The organism is Mycobacterium sp. TH-M116, from assembly GCF_057473685.1.
The window spans coordinates 1-4,591 of record NZ_JBYCLC010000252.1 but is presented as its reverse complement, the minus strand read 5'-3'; the positions used below and the strand labels follow the sequence as shown (position 1 = coordinate 4,591).

4 protein-coding genes and 1 pseudogene are annotated in these 4,591 nt (G+C 68.3%); 1 reads left to right on the top strand and 4 read right to left on the bottom strand.

The genetic code is table 11. The features are described 5' to 3' along the window. Positions 1–370, top strand: a pseudogene (locus AC2VOK_RS12510) (aldose 1-epimerase); the annotation flags it as partial. A 20-nt stretch (positions 371–390) separates the two neighbouring features. On the opposite strand, the gene AC2VOK_RS12505 reads toward AC2VOK_RS12510, so the two are convergent. From AC2VOK_RS12505 to dnaK, 4 genes are read right to left on the bottom strand one after another with little or no spacing between them, the layout of a single operon-like run. Then, positions 391–762 carry a heat shock protein transcriptional repressor HspR gene (locus AC2VOK_RS12505; RefSeq protein ID WP_428900755.1) on the bottom strand — a complete coding sequence of 124 codons (372 nt, stop codon included), beginning with the start codon at positions 760–762 and terminating at the stop codon, positions 391–393. Beyond that, a complete protein-coding gene (gene dnaJ / locus AC2VOK_RS12500; protein WP_428900754.1) occupies positions 762–1,940 on the bottom strand; it encodes a molecular chaperone DnaJ in 1,179 nt (392 codons plus the stop codon). Before dnaJ ends, AC2VOK_RS12505 begins: the two co-directional genes overlap by 1 nt. 46 nt (positions 1,941–1,986) lie before the next feature. After that, positions 1,987–2,622, bottom strand: coding sequence for a nucleotide exchange factor GrpE (grpE, locus tag AC2VOK_RS12495; protein ID WP_428900753.1), 636 nt, complete (start codon positions 2,620–2,622; stop codon positions 1,987–1,989). Then, the gene (dnaK, locus tag AC2VOK_RS12490; protein ID WP_428900752.1) at positions 2,619–4,499 is read right to left on the bottom strand and encodes a molecular chaperone DnaK; all 1,881 of its coding nucleotides are present in this window, start codon (positions 4,497–4,499) and stop codon (positions 2,619–2,621) included. Before dnaK ends, grpE begins: the two co-directional genes overlap by 4 nt. Between the last annotated feature and the right edge of the window lie 92 nt (positions 4,500–4,591).

The window sequence follows — 4,591 nt, the reverse complement described above, 5'->3', positions numbered from 1 at the left end:
GTGGATGATCGAGACGCCGCCGCTGCGGCACCTGGCCCTCGACGGGCAGGGGCTGCCCACCGGCGAGTGCCGTGCCCAGCCGGCGAGGTGCGAACCGTTGGGCGACAAGGCTTTCGACGACGCTTACGATCAGGTCGACGACAACGCGGTGTTCGCGGTGTCCGGCGGTGGGCGCCGCGTGGAAGTCCGCTTCGAGCGCGGCTATCCCGCGGCTCAGATCTTTGCGCCGCCAGCCGACGAGGACCCCGCAAACGCCGTCGTGTGCTTCGAGCCGATGACCGCGCCGACCGATGCGCTGCGCCGCGGCGGATACCGGTGTGCGCTCCCCGGCGAACCGGCCGTCGCTCAGTTCTCCATCCGGGTCAGCTGAGGTTGCGCTGCTCGCGGGTGCTAGCGCCGCGGTCGCCACACCACCAGCGCGGTGCTCTTGGGCAGTACCGCGAGTTCGCGCCGCTGGTTGGCGCGCGACGCCAGCAACTCCTCGCTCAACTCTCGCACCCGTGCCTGCAGCGCCTCGACCTGGTTGGTCAGCTCGATGATGCGCTTGATGCCGGCAAGGTTGACGCCCTCGTCCTGGGAAAGCCGCTGCACCTCGCGCAGCAGGTCGACGTCATTCTGCGAATAGCGCCGTCCTCCACCGGAAGTGCGCTGCGGCCGCACCAACCCGAGGCGGTCGTAGGTGCGCAGTGTCTGCGCGTGCATGCCGGCCAGTTCGGCGGCCACCGAGATCAAGAAGGTCCGGGACCCATCTTTCTTTGCCATCAGTGATTGCCCGCCCATCCCGCCCGCGGGTTGAATCCGCTGGCGCGTTCGGCGGCCGCATAGGCCTCCAGCGCCTCGGCGACGGCACCTTCCACGTTGGGTGGCACAGCCACCTTCACCCTGACGAGCAGGTCCCCGTTGCCGCCGCTGCGCTTGGGCACGCCCCGGCCGCGCACCCGCAGGATGCGTCCGTCGGCGGTGCCCTTGGGCACCCGCACACCGACCTTGCCGTCCAGCGTTGGCACCGAAATCGTTGAGCCCAAGGCCAATTCGGTGAAGCTGACCGGGACGGTCACCGTCAGGTCGTCACCGTCGCGGCCGAACACCTTGTCGGGGCGCACGTGCACGGTCACGTACAGGTCCCCGGAAGGGGCGCCGCGCAGCCCTGCCTCGCCCTGCCCGGGCAGCCGGATCCGCTGGCCGTCTTCGACTCCGGGCGGGATGCGCACGTTGATGGTGCGGGTGCGGGTGGTGACCCCGGTGCCCTTGCACTCGTCGCACGGGTGCTCGATGATCGAGCCGCTGCCCCGGCAGTCGGTGCAGGGTTCGGAGAAGCCGAACGCGCCCTGGTTACGGTTGATCACGCCAGAGCCGTTGCACGACGGGCACACTTTCGGGCTGGTGCCCGGCCGCGCCCCGCTGCCGTGACAGTTGGTGCACGGCGCCGGACTGGTCAGCCGCAGCGGCATCGCCACGCCCTTGGCGGCCTCGACGAAGTCCAACTCGGTCTCGGTCTCCAGGTCGTTGCCGCGCCGCGGCCGGCTGGGCCGGGCAGTGGCGCCGCGCCCGAACAGGCCGCCGAACAGGTCGCCGATGGTGGCGCCGCCGCTGCGGCCCGCGGCGTCGAACAGGTCGTTCAGGTTGAACTCGACGCCGTCACCGCCGGCGCCGAAGCCGCCGACGTTGCCGGCGTCGAACCTTCGCCCGCCGAACCCGCCGCCGGCGAACAGCCGCCTCGTCTCGTCGTACTCCTTGCGCTTGGCAGGATCCGACAGCACGTTATGGGCTTCCGACACCACTTTGAACCGTTCACCGGCGGCGGGGTTGTCGGGATTGGCGTCCGGATGCAGGTCGCGCGCCAGTTTGCGGTAGGCGCGCTTGATCTCTTCAGGCTTGGCGTCAGAGGAGACGCCGAGCTCCTTGTAGAAGTCCTTTTCGACCCACTCACGCTGGGCCATGCCGCGTCACCTCCTCTCACCGATCGTCGTGCCCTGATTGTGCGTCCTAGTCACCGGAGCCGGGACCGTTATCGTCCGTGTCCTGCCCGGTTTCGCCGGCCTCGACGGTGTCGACGACCGCGACCAGCGCGTGCCGCAGCACCTGGTCCCCGAGGCGATAACCCTGGCGCATGACCGTGCCGATGACCGGTTTGGCGCCGTCGGCACCGTCGCCCTCGTGCTGCACGGCCTCGTGCAGCACCGGGTCGAAATCCTCGCCTTCGGCACCGAACGCCGTCAGGCCCAGGCCGCCCAACGCGCTGTCCAGCTTGTCGGCCACCGACTTCAGCGGCCCGGAGTCCAGGTCGCCGTGCTTGCGCGCCCGCTCGAGATCGTCGAGCACGCCGAGCAATTCGTTGACGACGCGGGCCTTGCCCCGGTCCTCGGCGGCCTGCTGGTCGCGCAGCGACCGCTTGCGGTAGTTGGCGAAGTCGGCCTGCACACGTTGCAGGTCACTCAGCAACTCGGCGGCCTTACCGGCTTCCTCGGGCGATTCGCCCGAAAACTCTCCGGGCGGGGCCCCTCCCGGCTCAGGGCCGGGAGGGGCATGCCGGACTTCGCCGGTCTCGGGGTCGATGCGGCGCTTGTCGGTGACCGTTACCTGTTCCTGGTCGCCGTCCGCTTTGTGGTTTCCGCCGCTCACTTGGACTCCCGGTCGTCCTCGACGACCTCCGCGTCCACCACGTCGTCGGCCGAGCCGCCGGGTCCGCCCGCCTCAGCGCCGCCAGGACCGCCGGCTTGGTCGCCCGCGGCCTGGGTGGCCTCGTAGATGGCCTGCCCGAGCGCCTGGGACTCCTGGCCCAGCTTCTCCATCGCCGACTTGATCGCGGAGATGTCGGTGCCGCCCAGCGCCGTCTTGGCCTCGGTCACGGCCGCCTCGACCTTGCTCAGCGTCTCCTCGGGAACCTTCGAGCCGGCCCCGTCTCCGGAGGCCTCTTTCTGCTCGTTGACGAATTTCTCCGTCTGGTAGACGAGCGTCTCGGCCTGATTGCGGACGTCGGCCTCCTCGCGGCGCTGGCGGTCCTCCTCGGCGTGCGCCTCGGCGTCCTTGATCATCCGGTCGATCTCCTCCTTGGACAGGCCGGAGCCCTCCTGGATCTTGATCGTGTTCTCCTTGCCGGTGCCCTTGTCCTTGGCGGTGACGTGCACGATGCCGTTGGCGTCGATGTCGAAGGTGACCTCGATCTGGGGGACGCCGCGCGGGGCCGGAGGAATTCCGGTCAGCTCGAAAGAGCCGAGCAGCTTGTTGTGCGCGGCGATCTCACGCTCGCCCTGGAACACCTGGATCTGCACCGAAGGCTGGTTGTCGTCGGCGGTGGTGAACGTCTCCGACCGCTTGGTCGGGATGGTCGTGTTGCGCTCGATGAGCTTGGTCATCACGCCGCCCTTGGTCTCGATACCCAGGCTCAGCGGCGTGACGTCAAGCAGCAGAACGTCTTTCACCTCGCCCTTCAAAACTCCAGCCTGAAGAGCCGCTCCCACCGCTACAACCTCATCGGGGTTGACGCCCTTGTTGGGCTCCTTGCCGCCGGTGAGTTCCTTGACCAGGTCGGTCACCGCGGGCATCCGCGTGGAACCACCCACCAGCACCACGTGGTCGATCTCGGACACCGAGATGCCGGCGTCCTTGATCACCGACTGGAACGGCTGACGGGTGCGGTCCAGCAGGTCCTGGGTGATCTTCTGGAACTCCGCCCGCGTGAGCTGCTCGTCGAGGAACAGCGGGTTCTTGTCGGAGTCGACGGTGATGTAGGGCAGGTTGATCGAGGTGCTGCCCGACGACGACAGCTCGATCTTGGCCTTCTCGGCCGCTTCGCGCAGCCGCTGCATCGCCATCTTGTCCTTGGTCAGGTCGATGCCGCTGGACGCTTTGAACTTGTCGACCAGCCACTGCACGACGCGCTCGTCCCAGTCGTCGCCACCGAGGTGGTTGTCACCACTGGTGGCACGGACCTCGACCACGCCCTCGCCGATCTCGAGCAGCGAGACGTCGAATGTGCCGCCGCCCAGGTCGAAGACCAGGATGGTCTGTTCCTTCTCGCCCTTGTCCAGGCCGTAGGCCAGCGCGGCCGCGGTCGGCTCGTTGACGATGCGCAGCACGTTCAGGCCGGCGATCTGGCCGGCTTCCTTGGTGGCCTGACGCTGGGCGTCGTTGAAGTAGGCGGGCACGGTGATGACCGCGTCGGCGATGTCTTCACCGAGGTAGGCCTCGGCGTCGCGCTTGAGCTTCATCAGCACGCGGGCGCTGATCTCCTGCGCGGTGTACTTCTTGTCGTCGATCGCGATGGACCAGTCGGTGCCCATGTGTCGCTTGACCGAGCGCACGGTGCGGTCGACGTTGGTCACCGCCTGGTTCTTGGCGGGCTGGCCCACCAGCACCTCGCCGTTGCGCGCGAACGCGACGATGGACGGCGTCGTCCGCGAGCCCTCGGAGTTGGCGACGACGACGGGGTCGCCACCCTCGAGGACCGAGACGACGGAGTTGGTGGTCCCGAGGTCGATTCCGACCGCACGAGCCATGGTGATTCCTCCTGGATAGTCGAGCGTGTTACTGCACTATGCTGAGTGCCCCTCGCTCAAGACTGCCCTGACGCCGACGTGGAGTCAACCCG